Genomic DNA, 20,795 nt, shown 5'->3' on the forward strand with positions numbered 1-20,795 from the left:
AACAAGTGGTCAGAACGGTAGGTGCAGGTCAGGTGCGACTTTCAACAGCTGGGTACGGAAGACGCCTTGGATTCGTTCGAGTTCCTCGGCGTCTTCGGCTTCGAAGCGTGTCACCAGCACCGGCGTGGTGTTGGAGGCACGGACCAGGCCCCAGCCTCTAGGGTAGTCCACGCGCACGCCATCGATGGTGGTGAGCTGCGCGTCGCCCCACTGGGCGCTTTGGTGCAAGGCGTCGATGAGGCTGAATTTGCTGTCTTCGGTCACCGGGATATTCAGTTCGGGCGTGGACACGTCGTCGGCGAATGCAGCGAACACCTCTTCGGCGCTGAGGTTTTCTCGGCTGAGGATTTCCAGCAGTCGCGCGGCGCTGTAGATGCCGTCGTCGAAGCCGAACCAGCGCTCCTTGAAGAAGATGTGCCCGCTCATTTCCCCGGCTACCAGCGCGCCAGTGCGCTTCATCTCTTTCTTGATCAGGGAATGTCCTGTCTTCCACATCACCGGACGCCCGCCGTGCTCCTTGATCAGAGGGCCCAGGCGGCGCGTGCACTTGACGTCGTAGATCACGTCGGCACCGGGATTGCGCGACAGCACATCGCGCGCGAACAGCATCAGCAGGCGATCGGGATGGATGATGCGACCGGTGTTGGTCACAACGCCCACACGGTCGGCGTCGCCATCGAAGGCCAGGCCCAGGTCGGCGCCGCTTTCGTCCACCTTGGCGATCAACGCCTGCAGGTTGGCGGCCTTGCTCGGGTCCGGGTGGTGATTGGGGAAATGCCCGTCGACCTCGCAGAACAGCGGGATGACCTCGCACCCCAAGGCCTGGATCAGTTCCGGGGCTACCACCGCGCCAGCGCCGTTGCCGCAGTCGACCACCACCTTGAGTCGACGGGTGAGCACGATGTCATCGCGGATCTGCGCGACATAGCGCGGCAGGATGTCCACCTGTTCGACACTGCCCTGGCCCTGGCTGAGGTCGTTGTGCAGCAGGCGCTGATGCAATGCCAGGATCTGTTCGTTGGCCAGCGTGTCGCCGGCGATCACCACCTTGAAGCCGTTGTAGTCAGGCGGGTTGTGGCTGCCGGTGAGCATCACCCCGGAACGTCCGGTCAGCACGTGGTTGGCATAGTACAGCGCCGGTGTCGGCACCAGGCCCACGTCGCTGACGTGGCAGCCGGCGTCTACCAGCCCCTGGATCAGCGGCTGCACCAATTCGGGCCCGGACAGGCGTCCGTCCCGGCCGACATTGACGTTGGCCTCGCCCATGGCCAGGCTTTGCGCACCGACGGCACGGCCTACCCAGTAGGCCGTGTCGGCATTCAGGGTACTGCCGACGATGCCGCGGATGTCATAGGCGCGAAAGATCCCGTGGGGCAGCGCCGGTGGCAGGGTGCCCGGGTCGGGGTCAGGCTCCGCCGCGTCGACTTCGAGCATGTCGGTGTCCTGAAAGATCGGATTGGTCCAATTGTCCGCAGCAGGCGCTGGCACAACGGCAGTGCCGTCGGTGGGTTGCGCGCTGCCTTCACGCAGCGACAGCCGCGCCAGGCCCTGTGCCAGGCCGTTGAGTGGCGCCAGGCTGAGGCCGAACGCCTTGACCGCCTTGCCGCCGGACAACTCGTCGAGCAACTGCTCGAGTTGCCGCGCATCGGCCTCGATGCGCGCATACAGCTGTCGCTGGGCAAGACGCACTGCCAGCGCCGCGCAGCCAATGGCAATTGCCGCCGCCAGCATCATCAGGCCCAGCGAACTCCAGGCGAAGGGCGGTTGGAACAACGGCCCCGGGCTGAATTCCAGGCGCCAGTTGGGGTTGGAGGTCGCATACGGATAGCGTGTGGCAGACGCGTTGCTGCCTTGCTCGACCAGCAGTTGCGGTGGGCTGCCCAGTACGCTTTGCTGCAGGCGCAACTGGCCGAACTCGGCGTCGGGCAATGCCAGCGCCTTGACCAGTGGCTGCATGTCGAACCCCAGCAGCAGTGTGCCCAGCACGGGTGACTGCGGGCCTTGCTGGACGGCCGCGACGGTGTAGATCCACCAGCGTCCGTTGACCTTGTAGGCTTCAGGCGGGGTGGCAACACCGCGTTCGGCGCGGCTGAGCATGTCCAGTACGGCAAAATTGATCGGGGCCGCGCCCTGCTGGTCGACCTTGGCCTGTCCCGGCAGGTTCAGGCGCACGCCTTGCAGACCGTCGATCAACGGCACTGCATTGGCGGCCTGGGCGACACCTGCGGGGTCCTGGCTGGCCAGCGCGGCCATGAGTGCAGGTGAATGGGCCAGGGCGGCGGCCTGGCCGGCCTGACGCGCGATCGCAGCGTCCAGGCCCGCGATGAAAGGCGCGGCGGCGCTCGCCTCGGCGTTCTGGAAGGCGCGGCCGGCCAGCGGTGCAACCACCAGAAACCAGATCAGCAGCAGGGCGGCAAGCACCCCGGCAATGGCGAGCAGCAACGCCTGGTTGCCGGCGTTGGGCCGTGCGTTCGAAGCCTGGCCGTGCTCGGCCGTCTTGGCATTGCGAGGAAATCCTTTCACCTGTCATCTCCGCATTGAACGCGTTGGAACGGCATGGTCTCGCCACGGCCGCCTGCTCTGCATGGCCGTTTACTGGGTGCCGGAGTGACCGAAACCGCCGGTCCCGCGCTGGCTTTCGTCGAAGCTTTCGACCAGCTCGAAATGGGCTTGCACCACCGGTACCAATACCAGTTGGGCGATGCGCTCGCCCACTGTCAGGGTGAACTCGGTGTGGCCACGGTTCCAGCACGAAACCATCAGTTCGCCCTGGTAATCGGAGTCGATCAGGCCGACCAGATTACCCAGCACGATGCCATGCTTGTGGCCCAGGCCCGAGCGCGGCAGGATCAGCGCCGCCAGGGCCGGATCACCGATGTAGATCGACAGGCCGGTAGGAATCAGCAAGGTCTGCCCAGGTGCCAGCAGTGTGTCTTGCTGCAACATGGCGCGCAGGTCCAGGCCGGCGGAGCCGGGTGTGGCGTAGTGCGGCAGCGGGAAGTCCCGGCCCAGGCGTGGGTCGAGGATTTTGGCTTGAAGGGCGTGCATGAATGTCGTTAAACCTGATCGAGGCGCTTGGCGATGAAGGAAACCAGCTGGCGGGCGATCTTGCCCTTGCTGGTCTGGGCGAAAGCAGTGGTCTGCAGCTGGCGGTCGATCACGCTGCAGGCGTTTTCTTCGCTGTTGAAACCGATGCTGGGGTTGGCGACGTCGTTGGCCACGATCAAATCCAGGTTCTTGTCCTGGAGCTTGCGCGCGGCATAGTCGAGCAGGTGTTCGGTTTCGGCGGCGAAGCCGACGCTGAAAGGGCGATCGGCGCGGCCGGCGATGGTTGCCAGGATGTCCGGGTTGCGTACCATCTGCAGCAGCAGGCCGTCACCGCTGGCCGGGTCTTTCTTGAGCTTCTGCGCGGCCACCACTTCGGGGCGGTAGTCGGCCACGGCGGCGGATGCGATGAACACGTCGCAGGGCATGCCAGCTTCGCAGGCAGCGAGCATGTCGCGTGCGCTGACCACATCGATGCGCGTCACGCGGTCGGGCGTGGGCAGGTGCACCGGGCCACAGATCAAGGTGACGCGAGCGCCGGCCTCGACGGCCGCTTCGGCCAGGGCAAAGCCCATCTTGCCGGAGCTGTGGTTGGTGATGTAGCGCACCGGATCGATGTTTTCCTGGGTCGGGCCGGCAGTGATCAGCACGTGCTTGCCGGTCAAGGCCAGGTGCTCGAAGCAGTCGGCTGCGCACAGCGCAAGCTCGGTGGCTTCGAGCATGCGGCCCAGGCCGATGTCGCCACAGGCCTGGCTGCCCGCAGCCGGGCCGAAGACTTTCAGGCCACGGCTGCGCAGCAGGTGCAGGTTGTCCTGGGTGGCCGGATCGCGCCACATGGCCTGGTTCATGGCCGGCGCGATGGCCACGGTGGCATCGGTGGCCAGTACCAGCGTGGTCAGCAGGTCGTTGGCCATGCCCTGCGCCAGGCGCGCCATCAGGTCGGCAGTGGCGGGGGCGATGAGCACCACGTCGGCCCATTTGGCCAGCTCGATATGGCCCATGGCGGCTTCGGCCGCGGGGTCGAGCAGGTCCATGTGTACCGGGTGGCCGGAAAGCGCCTGCAGCGTCAGCGGCGTGATGAACTCGCTGCCGCCCTTGGTCATTACCACGCGTACTTCGGCACCCTGCTCCAGAAGCCTACGTACCAGCTCGGCGCTCTTGTAGGCGGCAATGCCGCCGCCGACGCCCAGAATGATGCGTTTTCGATACAGCCGCTGCATAGGCCTGCCTTTATCATCTGGTAATAACACCACGGTGAAACCGCCTCCCGGGGCCGGGTCGCCGTGCAAAAAGTTGCGCTAAGATAGCACAGCGCTCGCTATGGAACAGCGAGGCTCACAGACAGGGAGTGGGGATGAGTATTCGCGATTGGCCCGAGGCCGAGCGGCCACGTGAGCGCCTGCTGGCGCATGGTCCGGGCAGTCTTTCCGATGGCGAGCTGCTGGCGATATTCCTGCGTACCGGCGTGGCCGGGCATAGCGCCGTGGACGTGGCGCGCAACCTGCTGATCCGCTTCGGCGGCCTGCGGGCCCTGCTCGAAGCCGACCAGAAAACCTTCAGTCAGCACTTCGGCATGGGGCCTGCCAAATACGCCCAGCTGCAGGCCTCCATCGAGATGAACCGCCGCTACATGGCCGAGCGGCTGAAACGCGGACCGGCCATGGAAGATCCCGAGTCGGTGCGCCGCTACCTCAAGGCCAAGCTGCGCCATGAGCGCCAGGAAGTGTTCGGTTGCCTGTTCCTGGACACCAAGCACCAGCCGTTGGGTTTCGAGGTGCTGTTTCGCGGCACCATCGACAGCGCGGCGGTGTATCCGCGCGAAGTGGTCAAGCGGGCCATAGCCATGAACGCCGCGGCGCTGATCCTGACGCACAATCACCCTTCAGGAAACCCGACCCCGAGCCAGGCCGACCGCGCGCTGACCCAGCGCCTCAAGGAATCGCTGGCGCTGGTCGACGTGCGCGTGCTCGATCACATCATCATCGGCGAAGGCGAGCCGCTGTCGATGGTCGAGCATGGCTGGATGTGAGTGGCCTCGCTGCGTCCTATTTACCCACAGACACCTTGGAAAAGTCCTGCCGGCCGAACGGGCTGACGCTGTACCCCTCGACGCCCTTGCGGGCCAGCACGGCCGCCGTCGGGTGTGCCAGTGGCAGCCACAGCGCCTGCTGCTGGATCTGCATCTGGGCCTGGTGGTACAGCTTGCTGCGTTGGGCCTGGTCGGTCACCGCCTTGCCATCACTGATCAGCTTGTCCAGGGTCTTGTCGCAATAGCGCGCGAAGTTGGTCCCGGACTGTACCGCCGCGCAGGAAAACTGCGGCGTTAGGAAGTTGTCCGGATCACCGTTGTCGCCAGCCCAGCCCATGAACAACAGGTCATGCTCACCGGCCTTGGCGCGACGGATCAGCTCGCCCCATTCGATCACGCGGATTTCGGCCTTGATGCCGACCTTGGCCAGGTCCGCCTGCAGCAGCTGCGCTCCCAGGCTGGGGTTGGGGTTGAGCAGGCTGCCCGATGGGCGGGTCCAGATGGTAGTGTTGAAGCCGTCCTTCAGGCCGGCCTTGGCCAGCAATTCACGCGCCTTGGCGGTGTCCTGCCGGTAACCCGGCAGGTCCCGCGCATAGCTCCAGGTATTGGGCGGGTAGGGCCCATTGGCCGCCTCCGCAGTGCCCTCGAACACGGCCTTGAGGTAGCTGTCCTTGTCGAACGCCAGGTTGATCGCCTGGCGCACTTCAGGCTTGTCCAGCGGCGGGTGCTGGCTGTTGATGGCCAGGAACGCGGTCATGAAGGCCTCGGTCTTGATCACCTGAAGGCTCTTGTCGTCGGCGGCTGCGGCAATGTCCAGCGGCTTGGGCGAGAGGGTCAGTTGGCACTCGTTGCGCCGCAGCTTCTGCAGGCGCACGTTGGCGTCCGGGGTGATGGCAAACAGCAGCGGGTCGACCGCAGGTTTGCCGGCGAAGTAATCCGGGTTGGCCTTGTAGCGCACCACGGCGTCCTTCTCGAAGCGTACGAAGATGAACGGACCGCTGCCGATCGGCTGGCTGTTGAGTTTTTCCGGAGTACCGGCCTGCATCAGTTGCTCGGCGTATTGCGCCGAATAGATCGAGGCGAAGCCCATGCTCAAGGTCGCCAGGAACGTCGCATCGGGATGATCCAGGGTAAACCGCACGGTCAGCGGATCAGGCGCCTCGATCTTCTTGATCAGACTCGGCAGCTGCATCGACTGGGCGTGCGGAAAGCCACTCTGCGCGACCTTGTGCCAGGGGTTGGCCGGGTCGAGCATGCGCTGGAAGCTGAACAGCACGTCCTGCGCATTGAGCTCGCGGTCGGGCTTGAAGTACGAGGTGCCGTGGAACTTGACGCCGGGGTGCAGCTTGAACGTGTAGGTCAGGCCATCGGCCGATACGGCCCAGCTGTCCGCCAGGCTGGGAACGACCTTGCCGGCTTTGGCATCGAACTCCACCAGGCGGTTCATCAGTACGTCGGCCGACGCGTTGGTGGTGGTCAGTGAATTGTACTGGACCACGTCGAAGCCTTCTGGGCTGGCCTCGGTACAGACTGTCAGCGGCGCGGCATGAGCCAGCGCAGAGGCAAACAGGGGAGCAAGCAAGAACGGCAAAGTCGCAAGACGCATGGTGTGTTCCTTGGCGTGTCGAGGGCCCATCTGCCTATGCAGTCTGGAGAAAAGTCCTACCCTAGAGATGTCAGGCAGCGTTGACTATCCCTAAATCGTTTTTTTGCGCGACGAGTGGTCGTGCCGCAGCACGCCCGCCACTGCTGCGCGTGAGCCAGTAGCTGTGTTGCGCGACACATTGATTGTGCATCTGCAGTTGTTGCGCCCAAGGCTTTCTGGTATAAAGCAGCGCTCTTTTCTAGGGCCCTGTTCCTCTGCCTTTACGGTGAGGTGGGTAAGACCCTGAAGAAACGCGGCGCCGTGCGCCAAATGACTGAAAGATAAGCGGCCAACCCATGCCGGGTTGGGCATGTGGTTTTAGAGGGCTGAGGCATGTCGAGAGTCTGTCAAGTTACCGGTAAGGGTCCGGTGACTGGGAATAACATTTCCCACGCAAACAACAAAACCCGTCGTCGTTTCCTGCCGAACCTGCAGCATCACCGCTTCTGGGTTGAAGAAGAGAAACGTTTTGTGCGTCTGCGCGTATCCGCCAAGGGCATGCGTATCATCGACAAGCGTGGCATCACTGTCGTGCTGGCCGAAATCCGTCGCGATGGCGGCAAGGTTTAAGGGAGCTTTATCATGCGTGAATTGATTCGTTTGATCTCGAGCGCCGGTACTGGTCACTTCTACACTACCGACAAGAACAAGCGCACTACCCCGGACAAGATCGAGATCAAGAAATTTGATCCGGTTGTTCGCAAGCACGTGATGTACAAGGAAGGCAAAATCAAGTAATTGATTTTGGCGACCAGAAAAAGGCCCGTATCGAAAGATGCGGGCCTTTTTTTTGGTGTGAATTCTGGGATCGCGGGGGTGCTCTCGCGGGTAGAACCCGCTCCCACAGGTACACTCGCTCTTACAGGGGGGGTGTGGAGCAGCCTCAATCCTTGGCTTCGAACACCACGTAGATCTTGCGGCAGGCTTCCAGTACTTCCCAAGTGCCACTGAAACCGGCGGGGATCACGAAGCGGTCGCCGGCGCGCAGCGTCTTGCCGTTGCCCTGGCTGTCGCGCAACACGGAGACGCCCTGCACGATTTCACAGTATTCATGCTCGGTATAGTTGACCGTCCATTGCCCTACCTGGCCTTCCCATACCCCCGCGTTCATCTGCCCGCAGGGGCTCTGGTAGTGATTGAACAGTGTCTGTTCGGGGTCGCCGCCAAGGATCTTCTCGGGCGCAGGCCGGTAGCGTTCCGGGGCGACGCTGTGTTGAGCAAAATCGACGATGCTGGTGATGTTCATGCAGGAAACCCCTCGCTTGTTGGATAAAACGCACATCCGTGGGCCTCTGTGCGCCAAGTGTCAAATATATTGAAAAGCGTCACACCGGTGGTTTAGGGTGGTTCGATGTCATCCCGTCCAGCCTTGCACGGCCGGGCTTTGCATTCAATCACAGGAGATCCGTATGACCACTCTGACTCGCGCTGACTGGGAACAACGTGCCCAGCAGCTGAAGATCGAAGGGCGCGCGTTCATCGACGGCGAATACACCGACGCCGTGTCGGGCCAGACCTTCGAATGCGTAAGCCCCGTCGATGGCCGGCTGTTGGCCCAGGTGGCCAGCTGCGACGCTGCCGATGCCCAGCGAGCGGTCGAGAATGCCCGCGCCACGTTCGACTCCGGCGTCTGGGCCAAGGCGGCACCGGCCAAGCGCAAGGCCACCCTGATTCGTTTCGCCAGCCTGCTGCGGGAAAATGCCGAAGAGCTCGCGCTTCTGGAAACATTGGACATGGGCAAGCCGATCAGCGATTCGCTGAACATCGACGTGCCTGGTTCAGCCAATGCCCTGGCCTGGAGCGGCGAGGCCATCGACAAGGTCTACGACGAAGTCGCCCCGACCCCGCACGATCAGCTCGGCCTGGTCACCCGCGAAGCCGTGGGCGTGGTCGCCGCAGTGGTGCCGTGGAACTTCCCGCTGATGATGGCCTGCTGGAAGCTGGGGCCGGCCCTGGCCACGGGCAACTCGGTGATTCTCAAGCCTTCGGAAAAATCTCCGCTGACGGCCATTCGCATCGCCCAGCTGGCGATCGAGGCGGGCATTCCCAAAGGTGTGCTCAACGTGCTCCCGGGCCACGGCCACACGGTGGGCAAGGCGCTGGCTCTGCACATGGACGTGGACACCGTGGTGTTCACAGGTTCCACCAGGATCGCCAAGCAACTGATGATCTACGCTGGCGAGTCGAACATGAAGCGCGTCTGGCTGGAAGCAGGTGGCAAGAGCCCCAACATCGTGTTCGCCGATGCGCCGGACCTGCAGGCCGCGGCCGATTCGGCAGCCAGTGCCATTGCCTTCAACCAGGGCGAAGTCTGTACGGCCGGTTCACGCCTGCTGGTGGAACGTTCGGTCAAGGAGCGCTTTCTGCCGATGGTGGTCGAGGCGCTCAAGGGTTGGAAACCCGGCAACCCGCTGGACCCGGCGACCAACGTCGGTGCGCTGGTGGACACCCAGCAGATGAACACCGTGCTGTCGTACATTGCGGCCGGTCAGGAAGGCGGCGCAACGCTGCTGGTGGGCGGCAAGCGCATCCTCGAGGAAACCGGCGGCACTTACGTAGAACCGACCATTTTCGATGGCGTGACCAATGCCATGAAGATCGCCCAGGAAGAGATTTTCGGGCCGGTATTGTCGGTGCTTACCTTCGATACTGCCGAGGAGGCCGTGCGCATCGCCAACGACAGCGCCTATGGCCTGGCCGCCGCGGTATGGACGGCGGACATCTCCAAGGCGCACCTGACGGCCAAGGCGTTGCGTGCCGGCAGCGTGTGGGTCAATCAGTACGACGGTGGCGACATGACTGCGCCGTTCGGTGGCTTCAAGCAGTCGGGCAACGGCCGTGACAAGTCGCTGCACGCGTTCGACAAATACACCGAACTGAAGGCCACCTGGATCAAGCTCTGATCCATCCACAGTGGGGCGGGGGAATCAAAGCATCTTCTCCAGCCCCACCGCCTCGCTGAACCATGCGTTCAGCCTTCGCCACCAGTCACCCGGCTCGCGGTAGAGGGTATGCATCTGCTGGTGGTCCTCGGTATCCCATACCACCTGGCCATTTTCCAGGCGCACCTGATAGCTGCGCGCAGGCGACATGCCCTCATGGGCCAGGTGGCGCATCTGCGCTGCCAGTTCCGGGCTGTCGACCAGCACCCCGACCTCGGTATTCCACAACACCGAACGCGGATCGAAATTGAACGAGCCGATGAAGGATTTGCGCGCATCGAAGATCATCGCCTTGCTGTGCAGGCTGGAATCGGAACTGCCGGTGAAACTCAGGGACACGTCGCCATCGTCACCTGGCTGGCGACGCAGTTCGAACAGCTTCACGCCATGTTCGAGCAACGCCTTGCGGTAGGGCACGTACCCGCCGTGTACTGCGGGTACATCGGTGGCTTCCAGTGAATTGGTCAGCAGGCTGACGTCGACCCCGGCGTCGGCGCGCCCGGTGAGGTAGTCGCGGCCAGCCTCGCCCGGTACGAAATAGGCAGAGATCAACATCAGTTCATGCTTGACCCGGGTCAGCTCAGGCGCGAGCTGGGTGGTCAGCAGCAGGTGCGGGTCGGGCTCGCCGCGAGCCAGCACCTTGGTTGGTGCATCCCACAGCGCCTGGCCCCAGGCCCAGATCAGTTGCTGCCGCCAGATGTCCATCTGTGGCGCGCTCTGATAGGTCATCAGGCGTTCGTAGAGGACATGGTGCTGGCGTCTGGATTCAAGCAGCGACTGCTCCAGGCGCACGCGCGTGGACGCCAGGTGCCTGGCCGTGGGAACGGTGAACAGAAAGTTGGCGATCGGCTGGCTCAGCGCACTGTTCCAGTACTGATCGAAGCTGTACCCCAGTTGCTGGGCCACCGGCCCGAAGCCGAGCAGGTCGATGTCGGTGAAGTTCATGTCCGGCTCGGCGTCGAAGTATTCGTCGCCCAGGTTGCGCCCGCCGACGATGGCCACGCTGTTGTCGGCCAGCCACAGTTTGTTGTGCATGCGCCGGTGTTGCCGGGACAGTTGCAGCAGGCGGCCCACTGCACGCGTGGCGCCGGTGGATCGGCCCAGGTGCGTCGGGTTGAACAGGCGGATCTGGATGTTCTGATGCGCGGCCAGGGTGGCGATGGTCTTGTCCAGGCCATCGCTGGTGGTGTCGTCCAGCAGGATGCGCACGCGCACGCCGCGGTCGGCGGCCTTGAGCAGCTCGTCGACCAGCGCCCGGGTACTGAAACCGTCGTGGACGATGTAGTACTGCAGGTCGAGGCTGCCCTGGGCGTTGCGGATCAATTCGGCGCGTGCGCGAAACGCCTCATCGCTGCTCGACAACAGGCGGAACCCCGATTGTCCGTGGTGGGCCTGTACCTGAGCCTGCACCGACCTGCCGAAGGCCGATTGTTCGGCCGGTAACATCTCGCTGTAGTCCCGCGGCGCGTTCACGCTGGCGCAGCCTTGCAGGGCCAGGATCAAGGTCAACAGCAGCGGTAACAGCCTGGGGCAGGGCAAAGCGATCATCCTTGGCAGAGGGGGAGACGTGCAGTTCGACCCTGGCAGGCCGTCAAAGGTCGGCATCGGGGTGTGGATTTTCCACCAGCAGTTGCCGTGCGCAGTTGCCCACCGCGCGCACCGCGGCCTCTATCTGCGGCGTGGGCTTGCTGGCGAAGTTCATGCGCAGGCAATTGCGATATTTGCCCGACGCCGAAAAAATGCTGCCCACGGCGATCTGCACCCCCTGGTCGAGCAGCAGGCGGTTGAGCTTGAGGGTATCGAAGCCGTCGGGCAATTCGACCCACAGCATGAACCCGCCTTGCGGGCGGCTGCAGCGGGTGCCGGCGGGAAAGTAACGAGTGACCCAGTCGATCATCAGGTCGCGGCTGCGCTGATACTGGGTGCGCATGCGCCGTAGATGCGGTTCGTAGTGGCCGCCCTTGATGAATTCGGCGATGGCCAGCTGCGGCTGTGTCGATGTCGACCCGGTGCCGATGTACTTCATGTGCAGCACCCGTTCCAGGTAGCGGCCCGGGGCGACGAAACCGATCCGCAGACCCGGCGCCAGGGTCTTGGAGAACGAACTGCACAACAGCACCCGGCCGTCTTCGTCGAACGACTTGATCGTGCGCGGACGGGGGTAGCTGAAGGCCAGGTCGCCATACACATCGTCCTCGATGATCGCCACGTCGAAGCGCTGGGCGAGCGTCAGCAGCGCGCGCTTGCGGGCTTCGGGCATGACGTAGCCCAATGGGTTGTTGCAGTTGGGCGTCAGCTGTATGGCCTTGATCGGCCACTGCTCCAATGCCAGTTCAAGCGCCTGCAGGCTGATGCCGGTCAGCGGGTCGGTGGGGATTTCCAGAGCCTTCATGCCCAGGCCCTTGAGCGTCTGCATGGCGCCGAAGAAGCTCGGCGAGTCCACGGCGACGATATCGCCGGGTTCGCAGATGGCGCGCACGCTGGCCGACAGCGCCTCGTGGCAGCCGGTGGTGACCACCAGTTCGCCAATGCTCAACTGGCAACCGGCGTCCACCAGCAACCGGGCGATCTGCTCGCGCAGGGCCTGGGTGCCATACAGCGAATCGTAGTACAGGCCCGGCATGGCCTGGTGCCGGCTCAGACGGGCCAGCTCGCGCAGCAGGGGGCGCAGGGTCGGGCTGCTGACATCGGGCATGCCGCGGCCCAGCTGCACCACATCATCACGCGGCGCGGCGCGCATCAGTTCGACCACCTGGTCCCACTGCGAGATTTCCACCGGACGCTGCATGGGCCGGCCTACCGCTGGCAGCGCCGGCAGCTCACGGGCGGTGGGCACGAAATAGCCGGATTTGGGCCGCGGTGCCGCCAAGCCGTGGTCTTCGAGCTGGCGATAGGCTTGCTGCACGGTGCTCAGGCTGACGCCGTGCTCGATGCTCAGGGCGCGCACCGAGGGCAGTCGATCGCCGGGGCGATAGAGGCCCTGTTCGATGCGCCGAGTGAGCAGCTGGGCGAGGTTCATGTACAGGGTCATAGGATCGCTCGCGCGGGTAACCATACAGATGCGCCCAAAATACAGCATTCAGACCGGCAGGTCAGCTGACTGTATGAAAAACATAAGCCCTTTTTGAATCTGTATGAGATGCCCTCGGCTGCGGCACCATGGCCTTGCTGTCCAAACACTTCAAGGAGAACGGCCATGAATGGCTTGACCGATGTACGTCTGCTGCTGCGCACCGAAGAATTGCTGGAAGAGCCGAGGCTGCGCCCCTGCGCCGAGCGTGCACCGGCAGACCTGGGACGTTGGGCGCTGATGCTGCATCGCCTGCGCACACGGCCAGCCTTGCTGGAACTGGACAAGGACCAGTTGCGCGATATCGGCCTGGATGCGCAGCAGGCGCGTAGCGAAGGCTTGAAGCCGTTCTGGCGCCTGTAGTCGTGCGAGTTCCTGGCGGCTGCAGCGTTCGCAGCGCTAGCCCAGTTCCTTGAACCGGTGCCAGAGCATGCCCAGCGCCAGCAGCGGCGAGCGCAGGTGGCGACCGCCGGGAAAGGTCATGTGCGGGACCTTGGCGAACAGGTCGAAGCCGCGGCTGGCCTGGCCACTGATGGCCTCGCCGAGCAGCTTGCCGGCCAGGTGGGTAACGTTCAGGCCGTGCCCGGAGTATGCCTGGGCATAGAACACGTTGGGCTGTTCCTTGAGCCGGCCGATCTGCGGCAAACGGTTGGCGCCGATGCCGATCATGCCGCCCCACTGATAGTCGATGCGCACATCCGCCAGTTGCGGGAACACCTCGAGCATCTTGGGCCGCATGTACTGGGCGATATCCTTCGGGTCACGCCCTGAATAGTGACAGGCACCGCCGAACAGCAAGCGCCGATCGGCAGACAACCGGTAGTAGTCGACCGTCACGCGCTGGTCGCACACCGCCGTGTTGCGCGGCAGCAACTGCCGCGCCTGCTCGGCATCCAGCGGCTCGGTGGCGATGATATAGCTGCCTGCAGGCAGCACCTTGCCGCTCAGCTGTGGGTTGAGATCGTTCAGGTAGGCATTGCAGCCCAGCACCAGGTAGCGTGCCCGTACCTGGCCCTGAGCGCTGTGCACGCGCACCTGCGGGCCATACTCGATGCGTGTCACCCGCGAGTGCTCGAAAAGCTGCACGCCGAGCTGCCGCGCCACCTCGGCTTCGCCCAAGGCCAGGTTCAGCGGATGCAGGTGGCCGGAGCCCATGTCGACCAGGCCGCCGTGGTAGCGATCCGACCCGACCACGCTGCGCATGTCCTGCGCTTCGACGATCTGCAACTCATGCGCGTAGCCCAGGCTGCGCAGCGCCTCGGCTTCTTCCATGAAGCCCTGCAACTGGGCCGGTTTGTTGGCCAGATCACAGTAGCCCCAGGTCAGGTCGCACTCGATACGATGCTGGTCGATGCGCCGGCGCACGATTTCGACCGCTTCCAGCCCCATCAGGGTCAGGTCGCGCACACCGCCGTCGCCGATGACCTTGCGGAACTGCTCCAGGCCGTGGCCGACCCCACGAATCAATTGCCCGCCGTTGCGCCCACTGGCGCCCCAGCCGATCTGGTGGGCTTCGAGCAGCGCGACACTGAGCCCGCGCAGAGCCAGCTCGATCGCGGTATTGAGTCCGGAGAAACCGCCGCCCACCACGCAGACGTCGACGCTGACCTCACCCAGCAGGGGCGGGTATACCGGCTGCCGGTGCAGGCTGGCGGCGTAGTACGAAGCGGCGTGCTCGGCGTGAGCGTTCATGGATAGGGTCCTGATGGCAGTGTGTGGAAAACCTGACGCAGCATAAGCCGGGGTTTCCCATGGCGGCAACCGCGCGGCACAATGGCGCCTTGCCCACCAGGTGACCCGTCATGAGCTGCAACAGCCACAAGCTCCGCTTTCTTCGCGAGCAGATTCCCTCGTTCGAATGCGTGCCGGGCTGCCACGACTGCTGCGGTCCGGTGACCACATCGTCCGAGGAAATGGCCCGGCTGCCGCGCAAGACGGCCGCCGAGCAGGAGGCCGCGATGGCCCGCCTCGACTGTGTGCACCTGGGGCCGCAGGGATGCACGGTGTACGAGGAGCGCCCGCTGATCTGCCGGCTGTTCGGGACTACGCCGACATTGCCGTGCCCCAACGGACGGCGCCCCACCGAGCTGATCGACCCTGCCGTGGAACATCAGGTGCACAAGCTGATCGCCAGTACGCGTCAGGTGCTGGTCTGAAGCATCTGTGGATCAGTCCGGCACCGGCAGGTTCAGGCTCTCCTTCACTTCTTCCATGACGATGTAGCTCTTGGATTCGCGCACGTGGGGCAGTTTGAGCAGGATATCGCCCAGTAGCTTGCGGTAGGACGCCATCTCCGAGATACGTGCCTTGACCAGGTAGTCGAAGTCACCCGACACCAGATGGCATTCCAGCACATGGGGCAGCTTGAGCACGGCGCGGCGAAACTCTTCGAAGGTGTCGCCCGACTTGTAGTCCAGGCTGATCTCGACGAACACCAGCAGGCTGCCGCGCAGATGCTGCGGATTGAGCCGGGCGTAATAGCCCATGATGATGCCTTCGCGCTCCAGGCGGCGGACTCGCTCGGTGCACGGTGTGGTCGACAGGCCGACCTTCTCGCCCAGTTCGGTGAACGACATGCGTCCGTCGGCCTGCAGGATGCGCAGGATGTTGCGGTCGATCTTGTCGAGTTCGCGTTTGCTCTGGTGCTGGGTACGCACAGGCGATGCCCCTCCGTTAAAGCGCTGATGGCCGAGAATTGTCGCCAAATATAGCCTTGCATACAGTGAAAAGCACTGGCTGGACCTTTTTATACTGCCCACATCTTCGGACCTAACATCTTACGTCAGCGGATTTCCGCGATGAGGGCGACACACATGCGCGTTCTGGTACTCGGTAGTGGTGTGATCGGCACCGTCAGTGCCTATTATCTGGCTCGGCAGGGCATGGATGTGACCGTGGTCGATCGCCAGCCGGCCGTCGCCATGGAAACCAGCTTCGCCAATGCCGGGCAGGTATCGCCGGGCTATGCCTCGCCCTGGGCGGCGCCGGGTGTGCCGCTCAAGGCGATCAAATGGCTGCTGGAACGCCATTCACCGCTGGCGATCAAGCTGACCGGCGATGTCGACCAGTACCTGTGGATGGCGCAGATGCTGCGCAACTGCACCGCCAGCCGCTATGCGGTGAACAAGGAGCGCATGGTGCGCCTGTCCGAGTACAGCCGCGACTGCCTCGACGAGCTGCGCGCGGAAACCGGCATCGCCTACGAAGGCCGCACCCTGGGCACCACTCAGCTGTTCCGTACCCAGGCGCAACTGGACAACGCGGCCAAGGACATCGCCGTTCTGGAACAGTCCGGCGTGCCCTACGAATTGCTCGACCGCGAGGGCATTGCCCGCGTCGAGCCGGCCCTGGCATCGGTGACCGGCATTCTGGCCGGCGCCCTGCGCCTGCCCAACGACCAGACCGGCGATTGCCAGATGTTCACCACCCGCCTGGCGCAGATGGCCAAGGATCTGGGTGTGCAGTTCCGCTTCGGCCAGGCCATCGAGCGCCTGGATTTCGCCGGTGACCGCATCAACGGTGTATGGATCGACGGCAAGCTGGAAACCGCCGACCGCTACGTGCTGGCACTGGGCAGCTATTCGCCGCAGTTGCTCAAGCCATTGGGCATCAAGGCGCCGGTCTACCCGCTCAAGGGCTATTCGCTGACCGTGCCGATCATCAACCCGGCGATGGCGCCGACCTCGACCATTCTCGACGAGAGCTACAAGGTCGCGATCACCCGTTTCGACAACCGTATCCGCGTGGGCGGGATGGCCGAAATCGCCGGTTTCGACCTGAGCCTGAACCCGCGTCGCCGCGAGACCCTGGAAATGATCGTCAATGACCTGTACCCACAGGGGGGCGATCTGGCCCAGGCCAGTTTCTGGACCGGGCTGCGGCCAACCACCCCCGACGGTACGCCGATCGTCGGTGCCACACCGTTCAAGAACCTGTTTCTCAACACCGGTCACGGCACCCTGGGCTGGACCATGGCGTGCGGCTCGGGGCGCTTGCTTGCCGACCTGATCGCGCGTAAAACGCCGCAGATCAGCGCTGCCGGTCTCGACATATCGCGCTACGGCCAGCCGTACGACACGGTTCGCCGAGGCCAGTCAGCGCCGGCGCACTCGTAAGTTTCACACCTGCTCCTCGCCCGGTTCGGTATACAACCGGGCGACTTCGTCAACTTTTGCACAAGAAGCCCGCCATGCGTCCAGCTCGCGCCTCGATCGACCTTTCGGCCCTGCGCCACAACTATCGCCTGGCGCGTGAAATGAGCGGGGCCAAGGCACTGGCAGTGGTCAAGGCCGACGCCTACGGTCACGGTGCAGTGCGCTGCGCGCAGGCGTTGGAGGGCGAAGCGGACGGGTTCGCCGTGGCCTGCATCGAGGAAGCCCTGCAACTGCGCGCGGCTGGCATCGAGGCACCGGTGTTGCTGCTCGAAGGTTTTTTCGAAGCCAGCGAATTGCCCCTCATCACCGAGCATGGGCTGTGGTGCGTGGTGCACTCGCTGTGGCAGCTCGAAGCCATCGAGCAGGCGCGGTTGAGCCAGCCGCTGCAGGTCTGGCTCAAGCTCGACTCGGGCATGCACCGCGTGGGCCTGCACCCCAAGGATTACCAGAGCGCCTATCAGCGCCTGCTGGCCAGCGGCAAGGTGGCCAAGATCGTGCTGATGAGCCATTTCGCCCGCGCCGATGAACTGGACTGCCCGAGCAGTACCGAGCAATTGGCGGTATTCGACACGGCGCGCCAAGGCCTGTCAGCCGAAATCAGCCTGCGCAATTCCCCGGCCGTGCTTGGCTGGCCGCGGATCCCCAGCGACTGGGTGCGTCCGGGCATCATGCTTTACGGTGCCACACCGTTCGAAACCGCCACGCCTGCCAGCGCCGCTCTGCAGCCGGTGATGACCCTGCAATCCAAGGTCATCAGCGTGCGTGAGCTGCCTGCCGGGGAGGCCGTGGGCTACGGTGCGCGCTTCGTCACCCAGCGGCCGAGCCGAATCGGCGTGGTGGCCATGGGTTATGCCGATGGCTACCCGCGCCTGGCACCCAACGGGACGCCGGTGCTGGTCGACGGCGTACGCACCGGGTTGGCAGGGCGGGTGTCGATGGACATGCTCAATGTCGACCTGACCGATGTGCCCTATGCCGGCGTCGGCAGCACGGTCGAACTGTGGGGCAAGCAGGTGCTGGCCAGCGACGTGGCCCATGCTGCCGGGACCATCGCCTACCAGATCTTCTGCAACCTGCGCCGGGTGCCTCTGCAGTACCTCTAAGGCAACCTCTGGCGCCACGGCCAGGGCGCGTTGCGCCCATGTGCCGCGGCGGCGCCTGCCAATGTGTTGTAAATCCCGAACGCTGTTGCCATGATACCGGCCATCATGAACTGCACAGCATTCCAGGAGGCTTACGCATTGGACGTCGGCGAACGACTGCAAGCCATTCGCAAACTCAAGGGTTTGTCCCAGCGTGAACTCGCCAAACGGGCGGGCGTCACCAACAGCACCATTTCCATGATCGAGAAGAACAGCGTGAGCCCCTCGATCAGCTCGCTGCGCAAGGTGCTGGGCGGGATCCCGATGTCCATGGTCGAGTTCTTTTCCGAAGAGCTGCAGGCCGAACGGCCAACCCAGGTGGTGTACAAGGCCAGTGAGCTGATCGATATCTCCGACGGCGCGGTCACCATGAAGCTGGTGGGCAAGGCCCATCCAAGCCGGGCCATTGCCTTTCTCAGCGAGGTCTATCCACCCGGCGCCGATACGGGCATGGAAATGCTCATGCATGAGGGCGAGGAGACCGGCATCCTGGTGGAAGGGCGCCTGGAACTGGTGGTCGGCCAGGACACCTACGTGCTGGAAGAGGGCGACAGCTACTATTTCGAAAGCAGCAAGCCGCATCGCTTCCGCAATCCGTTCGATACGCCGGCACGCCTTATCAGCGCCGCCACACCGGCCAATTTCTAGGGAGCCTGGGCATGGTCCAGCGATGTTCCATCGAGGCAGCCGTGGACCAGGTGCTCGAACGACTGCCTGCCCACATTCACATGGGCATGCCGTTGGGCCTGGGCAAACCCAACCGCTTCGTCAACGCGCTGTATGCTCGGATCAAGAGCCTTCCCCAGCGACGCCTGACGATCTACACCGCACTGGTGCTGGGCCGGCCACCCTTGGGCGACGGTTTGCAGAAGCGCTTGCTCGAACCCTTCGTGGAGCGCGTTTTCGGTGATTATCCCGAGTTCGAGTTTCTCGCCGACCTGCGCCGTGACGAGCTGCCCGCAAACGTCAGCGTGCAGCAATTCTTCATGCAGCCGGGCAGTTTGTTGAGCAGCACGACGGCGCAGCAGAGCTATATCAGCAGCAACTACAGCCACGCCGCTCGCGACATCAATGCCAAGGGGCTGAACCTGGTAGCGCAACTGGTCAGCCAGCACCCCGAGCAGGCCGGTCGCCTGAGCCTGAGCTGCAATCCGGACATCACTCTGGACCTGCTGCCGATGATCGAAAAGCGTCGCGCTGCCGGCGAGACCATCCTGGTGCTGGGCCAGGTCCACGAGGCATTGCCGTTCATGCCGGGCAGTGCCGAAATCGACAGCGCGGCCTTTGACCTGCTGGTCGATACCGCAGAGCGCTCGACGCTGTTCTCGACGCCGAACATGCCGGTCGGCCTGCAGGATCACTTCATCGGTCTGCACGCCAGCACCCTGGTGCGCGACGGCGGCACCCTGCAGATCGGCATCGGTGCAATGGGCGATGCGCTGAGCGCTGCCTTGCTCGCGCGCCAGGCGGACAACGGCGGCTACCGGGCGCTGCTCGCTGAGCTCGATCTGTCGCCCTGGCAGGCGCTGATCCAGGCCGAAGGTGGGGTGGAGCCTTTCGCTACCGGCCTGTACGGTTGCAGCGAGATGTTCGTCAACGGCCTGCTGGCCCTGGCCGAAGCAGGCGTGATACGCCGCAAGGTGTATCCCGACGTGGCTCGCCAGGCGGCGGCCAACGCCGGTGTGCTGCACGCCGACGAGGACCGGGACGGGGTGGTGGTGCACGGCGGTTTCTTCCTCGGGCCGAACAGTTTCTATGAGCGCTTGCGCGAGCTGCCCCCGGCCAGCCTTGCGCAGTTCGACATGACCGCGATCAGCTACATCAACGAGTTGTACGGCGACGAGCAGCTCAAGCGTCTGCAACGGCGCGACGCGCGCTTCATCAACACCGTGTTCACGGCCACGGTCATGGGTGCGGCGGTGTCGGACCAGCTCGAAGACGGTCGGGTCATCAGCGGGGTCGGCGGGCAATACAACTTCGTCGTGCAGGGGCATGCCCTGGAAGGCGCGCGTTCGGTGCTGATCCTGCGCAGTTGGCGCGAGTCGGCGGGGGTGATCAGTTCCAACGTGCTGTGGGACTACGGCCATTGCACGATTCCACGGCACCTGCGCGACATCGTCGTGACCGAGTACGGCATCGCCGACTTGCGTGGGCGTACCGACGCCGAGGTGATCGAGGCGATGATCAACATCAGCGATTCGCGCTTTCAGCCCAGCCTGATCGACGAGGCCCAGCGTGCCGGCAAGTTGAGCCGGGATTTCGTGCTCGATCCGCGCTTCGCGAACAACACCAGCGAGCGTCTGCAGGCGATTCGCGAGCGGCATGCTCCACTGTTTCCGGAGTATCCGCTGGGGTGTGACTTCACCGATGAGGAAAAGGACCTGCTGCGGGCGCTGAACTGGCTCAAGAGCAAGTTCAAGCTCAGCGAAATGCTCGAGCTGGGCAAGGCAGCGCTCGAAGCGCCCCCGGCCAACCGCTACCCGCTGCACCTGCAGCGCATGGCGCTGGACCAGCCGCAGGGTTTGCGCGAAGAGCTTTACCAGCGCCTGGTACTGGCCGCCCTGCAGGAGACCGAAACCCCGGTGTTCTAGGCGCTACACCGCGTGGCTCCCTTCGCGGCCGATGACCGCTCCTACGCAGGCCAATGATGCTCGCCGTAGCGGTCATGGGCCGCTCCTACGCAGGCCAATGATGCCAGCCATAGCGGTCGTGGGTCGCTCCTACGCAGACCAATGATGCCAGCCATAGCGGTCATGGGTCGCTCCCAC

General features: G+C 64.0%; 19 protein-coding genes. 10 read left to right on the forward strand and 9 right to left on the reverse strand.

The window, feature by feature from the left end:
- Positions 1-9 precede the first annotated feature (9 nt).
- The 3 genes from IFT44_RS21165 to coaBC all read right to left on the reverse strand — a co-directional run bounded on the left by IFT44_RS21165 (position 10) and on the right by coaBC (position 4,265).
- Complete coding sequence (locus IFT44_RS21165; RefSeq protein WP_244647059.1) at positions 10-1,434, reverse strand: phosphomannomutase/phosphoglucomutase; 1,425 nt, start codon at positions 1,432-1,434, stop codon at positions 10-12.
- 1,158 nt (positions 1,435-2,592) lie between these two features.
- Positions 2,593-3,048 (reverse strand): dUTP diphosphatase, encoded by a 456-nt coding sequence (gene dut, locus IFT44_RS15675; RefSeq protein ID WP_122479962.1) that lies wholly within the window; start codon positions 3,046-3,048, stop codon positions 2,593-2,595.
- A gap of 8 nt (positions 3,049-3,056) precedes the next feature.
- A complete protein-coding gene (gene coaBC / locus IFT44_RS15680; protein WP_192176197.1) occupies positions 3,057-4,265 on the reverse strand; it encodes a bifunctional phosphopantothenoylcysteine decarboxylase/phosphopantothenate--cysteine ligase CoaBC in 1,209 nt (402 codons plus the stop codon).
- Between the two features lie 134 nt (positions 4,266-4,399).
- On the opposite strand from coaBC, the gene radC reads away from it, so the two are divergent.
- On the forward strand, positions 4,400-5,074 hold the full coding sequence (radC, locus tag IFT44_RS15685; protein WP_192059349.1) for a RadC family protein: 675 nt from the start codon (positions 4,400-4,402) through the stop codon (positions 5,072-5,074).
- A gap of 16 nt (positions 5,075-5,090) precedes the next feature.
- Here radC and IFT44_RS15690 read toward each other — a convergent pair whose 3' ends face one another.
- Complete coding sequence (locus IFT44_RS15690; protein ID WP_192176198.1) at positions 5,091-6,680, reverse strand: ABC transporter substrate-binding protein; 1,590 nt, start codon at positions 6,678-6,680, stop codon at positions 5,091-5,093.
- 372 nt (positions 6,681-7,052) lie between these two features.
- Between IFT44_RS15690 and rpmB the strand changes: the two genes are divergently transcribed.
- Together rpmB and rpmG are read left to right on the forward strand one after the other, a co-directional pair.
- Complete coding sequence (rpmB, locus tag IFT44_RS15695; RefSeq protein ID WP_122479958.1) at positions 7,053-7,289, forward strand: 50S ribosomal protein L28; 237 nt, start codon at positions 7,053-7,055, stop codon at positions 7,287-7,289.
- Between the two features lie 12 nt (positions 7,290-7,301).
- The gene (rpmG, locus tag IFT44_RS15700) at positions 7,302-7,457 is read left to right on the forward strand and encodes a 50S ribosomal protein L33 (RefSeq protein ID WP_022960960.1); all 156 of its coding nucleotides are present in this window, start codon (positions 7,302-7,304) and stop codon (positions 7,455-7,457) included.
- A gap of 145 nt (positions 7,458-7,602) precedes the next feature.
- Here rpmG and IFT44_RS15705 read toward each other — a convergent pair whose 3' ends face one another.
- Entirely contained in the window at positions 7,603-7,965 is a 363-nt protein-coding gene (locus tag IFT44_RS15705) for a cupin domain-containing protein (RefSeq protein WP_122479957.1), read from the reverse strand.
- 163 nt (positions 7,966-8,128) lie between these two features.
- Here IFT44_RS15705 and IFT44_RS15710 point away from each other — a divergent pair, with 163 nt between their 5' ends.
- Positions 8,129-9,622 carry an aldehyde dehydrogenase gene (locus IFT44_RS15710; RefSeq protein WP_122479956.1) on the forward strand — a complete coding sequence of 498 codons (1,494 nt, stop codon included), beginning with the start codon at positions 8,129-8,131 and terminating at the stop codon, positions 9,620-9,622.
- 24 nt (positions 9,623-9,646) lie between these two features.
- On the opposite strand, the gene IFT44_RS15715 is transcribed toward IFT44_RS15710, so the two are convergent.
- A complete protein-coding gene (locus IFT44_RS15715) occupies positions 9,647-11,209 on the reverse strand; it encodes a phospholipase D family protein (RefSeq protein ID WP_122479955.1) in 1,563 nt (520 codons plus the stop codon).
- A gap of 43 nt (positions 11,210-11,252) precedes the next feature.
- Entirely contained in the window at positions 11,253-12,692 is a 1,440-nt protein-coding gene (locus tag IFT44_RS15720) for an aminotransferase-like domain-containing protein (RefSeq protein ID WP_192176199.1), read from the reverse strand.
- A 165-nt stretch (positions 12,693-12,857) separates the two neighbouring features.
- On the opposite strand from IFT44_RS15720, the gene IFT44_RS15725 reads away from it, so the two are divergent.
- Entirely contained in the window at positions 12,858-13,094 is a 237-nt protein-coding gene (locus IFT44_RS15725; RefSeq protein ID WP_122479953.1) for a DUF1127 domain-containing protein, read from the forward strand.
- 36 nt (positions 13,095-13,130) lie between these two features.
- Here IFT44_RS15725 and IFT44_RS15730 read toward each other — a convergent pair whose 3' ends face one another.
- Entirely contained in the window at positions 13,131-14,423 is a 1,293-nt protein-coding gene (locus IFT44_RS15730; RefSeq protein ID WP_192176200.1) for an NAD(P)/FAD-dependent oxidoreductase, read from the reverse strand.
- A gap of 110 nt (positions 14,424-14,533) precedes the next feature.
- Here IFT44_RS15730 and IFT44_RS15735 point away from each other — a divergent pair, with 110 nt between their 5' ends.
- Positions 14,534-14,887: a YkgJ family cysteine cluster protein gene (locus IFT44_RS15735; RefSeq protein WP_122479951.1), complete on the forward strand. Its 354-nt coding sequence runs from the start codon at positions 14,534-14,536 to the stop codon at positions 14,885-14,887.
- A 12-nt stretch (positions 14,888-14,899) separates the two neighbouring features.
- On the opposite strand, the gene IFT44_RS15740 is transcribed toward IFT44_RS15735, so the two are convergent.
- Complete coding sequence (locus tag IFT44_RS15740) at positions 14,900-15,388, reverse strand: Lrp/AsnC ligand binding domain-containing protein (RefSeq protein ID WP_043192202.1); 489 nt, start codon at positions 15,386-15,388, stop codon at positions 14,900-14,902.
- A gap of 156 nt (positions 15,389-15,544) precedes the next feature.
- Between IFT44_RS15740 and dadA the strand changes: the two genes are divergently transcribed.
- The 4 genes from dadA (at position 15,545) to IFT44_RS15760 (ending at position 20,618) form a co-directional block, all read left to right on the forward strand.
- On the forward strand, positions 15,545-16,846 hold the full coding sequence (dadA, locus tag IFT44_RS15745) for a D-amino acid dehydrogenase (protein WP_185794671.1): 1,302 nt from the start codon (positions 15,545-15,547) through the stop codon (positions 16,844-16,846).
- 74 nt (positions 16,847-16,920) lie between these two features.
- Positions 16,921-17,988, forward strand: coding sequence for an alanine racemase (gene alr / locus IFT44_RS15750; protein WP_192176201.1), 1,068 nt, complete (start codon positions 16,921-16,923; stop codon positions 17,986-17,988).
- 138 nt (positions 17,989-18,126) lie between these two features.
- Entirely contained in the window at positions 18,127-18,675 is a 549-nt protein-coding gene (locus IFT44_RS15755; protein ID WP_122479948.1) for a cupin domain-containing protein, read from the forward strand.
- 11 nt (positions 18,676-18,686) lie between these two features.
- A complete protein-coding gene (locus tag IFT44_RS15760) occupies positions 18,687-20,618 on the forward strand; it encodes an acetyl-CoA hydrolase/transferase C-terminal domain-containing protein (RefSeq protein WP_122479947.1) in 1,932 nt (643 codons plus the stop codon).
- The last annotated feature ends 177 nt before the right edge of the window (positions 20,619-20,795 follow it).

It is taken from the genome of Pseudomonas sp. CFBP 13710 (assembly GCF_014842235.1).
Classification (GTDB): domain Bacteria; phylum Pseudomonadota; class Gammaproteobacteria; order Pseudomonadales; family Pseudomonadaceae; genus Aquipseudomonas; species Aquipseudomonas baltica.

Bases quoted from the DNA above. Each gene is read 5' to 3' on its own strand.
- IFT44_RS21165 (WP_244647059.1), bottom strand. From the start codon at position 1,434: ATGCTCGAAGTCGACGCGGCGGAGCCTGACCCCGACCCGGGCACCCTG.
- dut (WP_122479962.1), bottom strand. From the start codon at position 3,048: ATGCACGCCCTTCAAGCCAAAATCCTCGACCCACGCCTGGGCCGGGAC.
- coaBC (WP_192176197.1), bottom strand. From the start codon at position 4,265: ATGCAGCGGCTGTATCGAAAACGCATCATTCTGGGCGTCGGCGGCGGC.
- radC (WP_192059349.1), top strand. From the start codon at position 4,400: ATGAGTATTCGCGATTGGCCCGAGGCCGAGCGGCCACGTGAGCGCCTG.
- IFT44_RS15690 (WP_192176198.1), bottom strand. From the start codon at position 6,680: ATGCGTCTTGCGACTTTGCCGTTCTTGCTTGCTCCCCTGTTTGCCTCT.
- rpmB (WP_122479958.1), top strand. From the start codon at position 7,053: ATGTCGAGAGTCTGTCAAGTTACCGGTAAGGGTCCGGTGACTGGGAAT.
- rpmG (WP_022960960.1), top strand. From the start codon at position 7,302: ATGCGTGAATTGATTCGTTTGATCTCGAGCGCCGGTACTGGTCACTTC.
- IFT44_RS15705 (WP_122479957.1), bottom strand. From the start codon at position 7,965: ATGAACATCACCAGCATCGTCGATTTTGCTCAACACAGCGTCGCCCCG.
- IFT44_RS15710 (WP_122479956.1), top strand. From the start codon at position 8,129: ATGACCACTCTGACTCGCGCTGACTGGGAACAACGTGCCCAGCAGCTG.
- IFT44_RS15715 (WP_122479955.1), bottom strand. From the start codon at position 11,209: ATGATCGCTTTGCCCTGCCCCAGGCTGTTACCGCTGCTGTTGACCTTG.
- IFT44_RS15720 (WP_192176199.1), bottom strand. From the start codon at position 12,692: ATGACCCTGTACATGAACCTCGCCCAGCTGCTCACTCGGCGCATCGAA.
- IFT44_RS15725 (WP_122479953.1), top strand. From the start codon at position 12,858: ATGAATGGCTTGACCGATGTACGTCTGCTGCTGCGCACCGAAGAATTG.
- IFT44_RS15730 (WP_192176200.1), bottom strand. From the start codon at position 14,423: ATGAACGCTCACGCCGAGCACGCCGCTTCGTACTACGCCGCCAGCCTG.
- IFT44_RS15735 (WP_122479951.1), top strand. From the start codon at position 14,534: ATGAGCTGCAACAGCCACAAGCTCCGCTTTCTTCGCGAGCAGATTCCC.
- dadA (WP_185794671.1), top strand. From the start codon at position 15,545: ATGCGCGTTCTGGTACTCGGTAGTGGTGTGATCGGCACCGTCAGTGCC.
- alr (WP_192176201.1), top strand. From the start codon at position 16,921: ATGCGTCCAGCTCGCGCCTCGATCGACCTTTCGGCCCTGCGCCACAAC.
- IFT44_RS15760 (WP_122479947.1), top strand. From the start codon at position 18,687: ATGGTCCAGCGATGTTCCATCGAGGCAGCCGTGGACCAGGTGCTCGAA.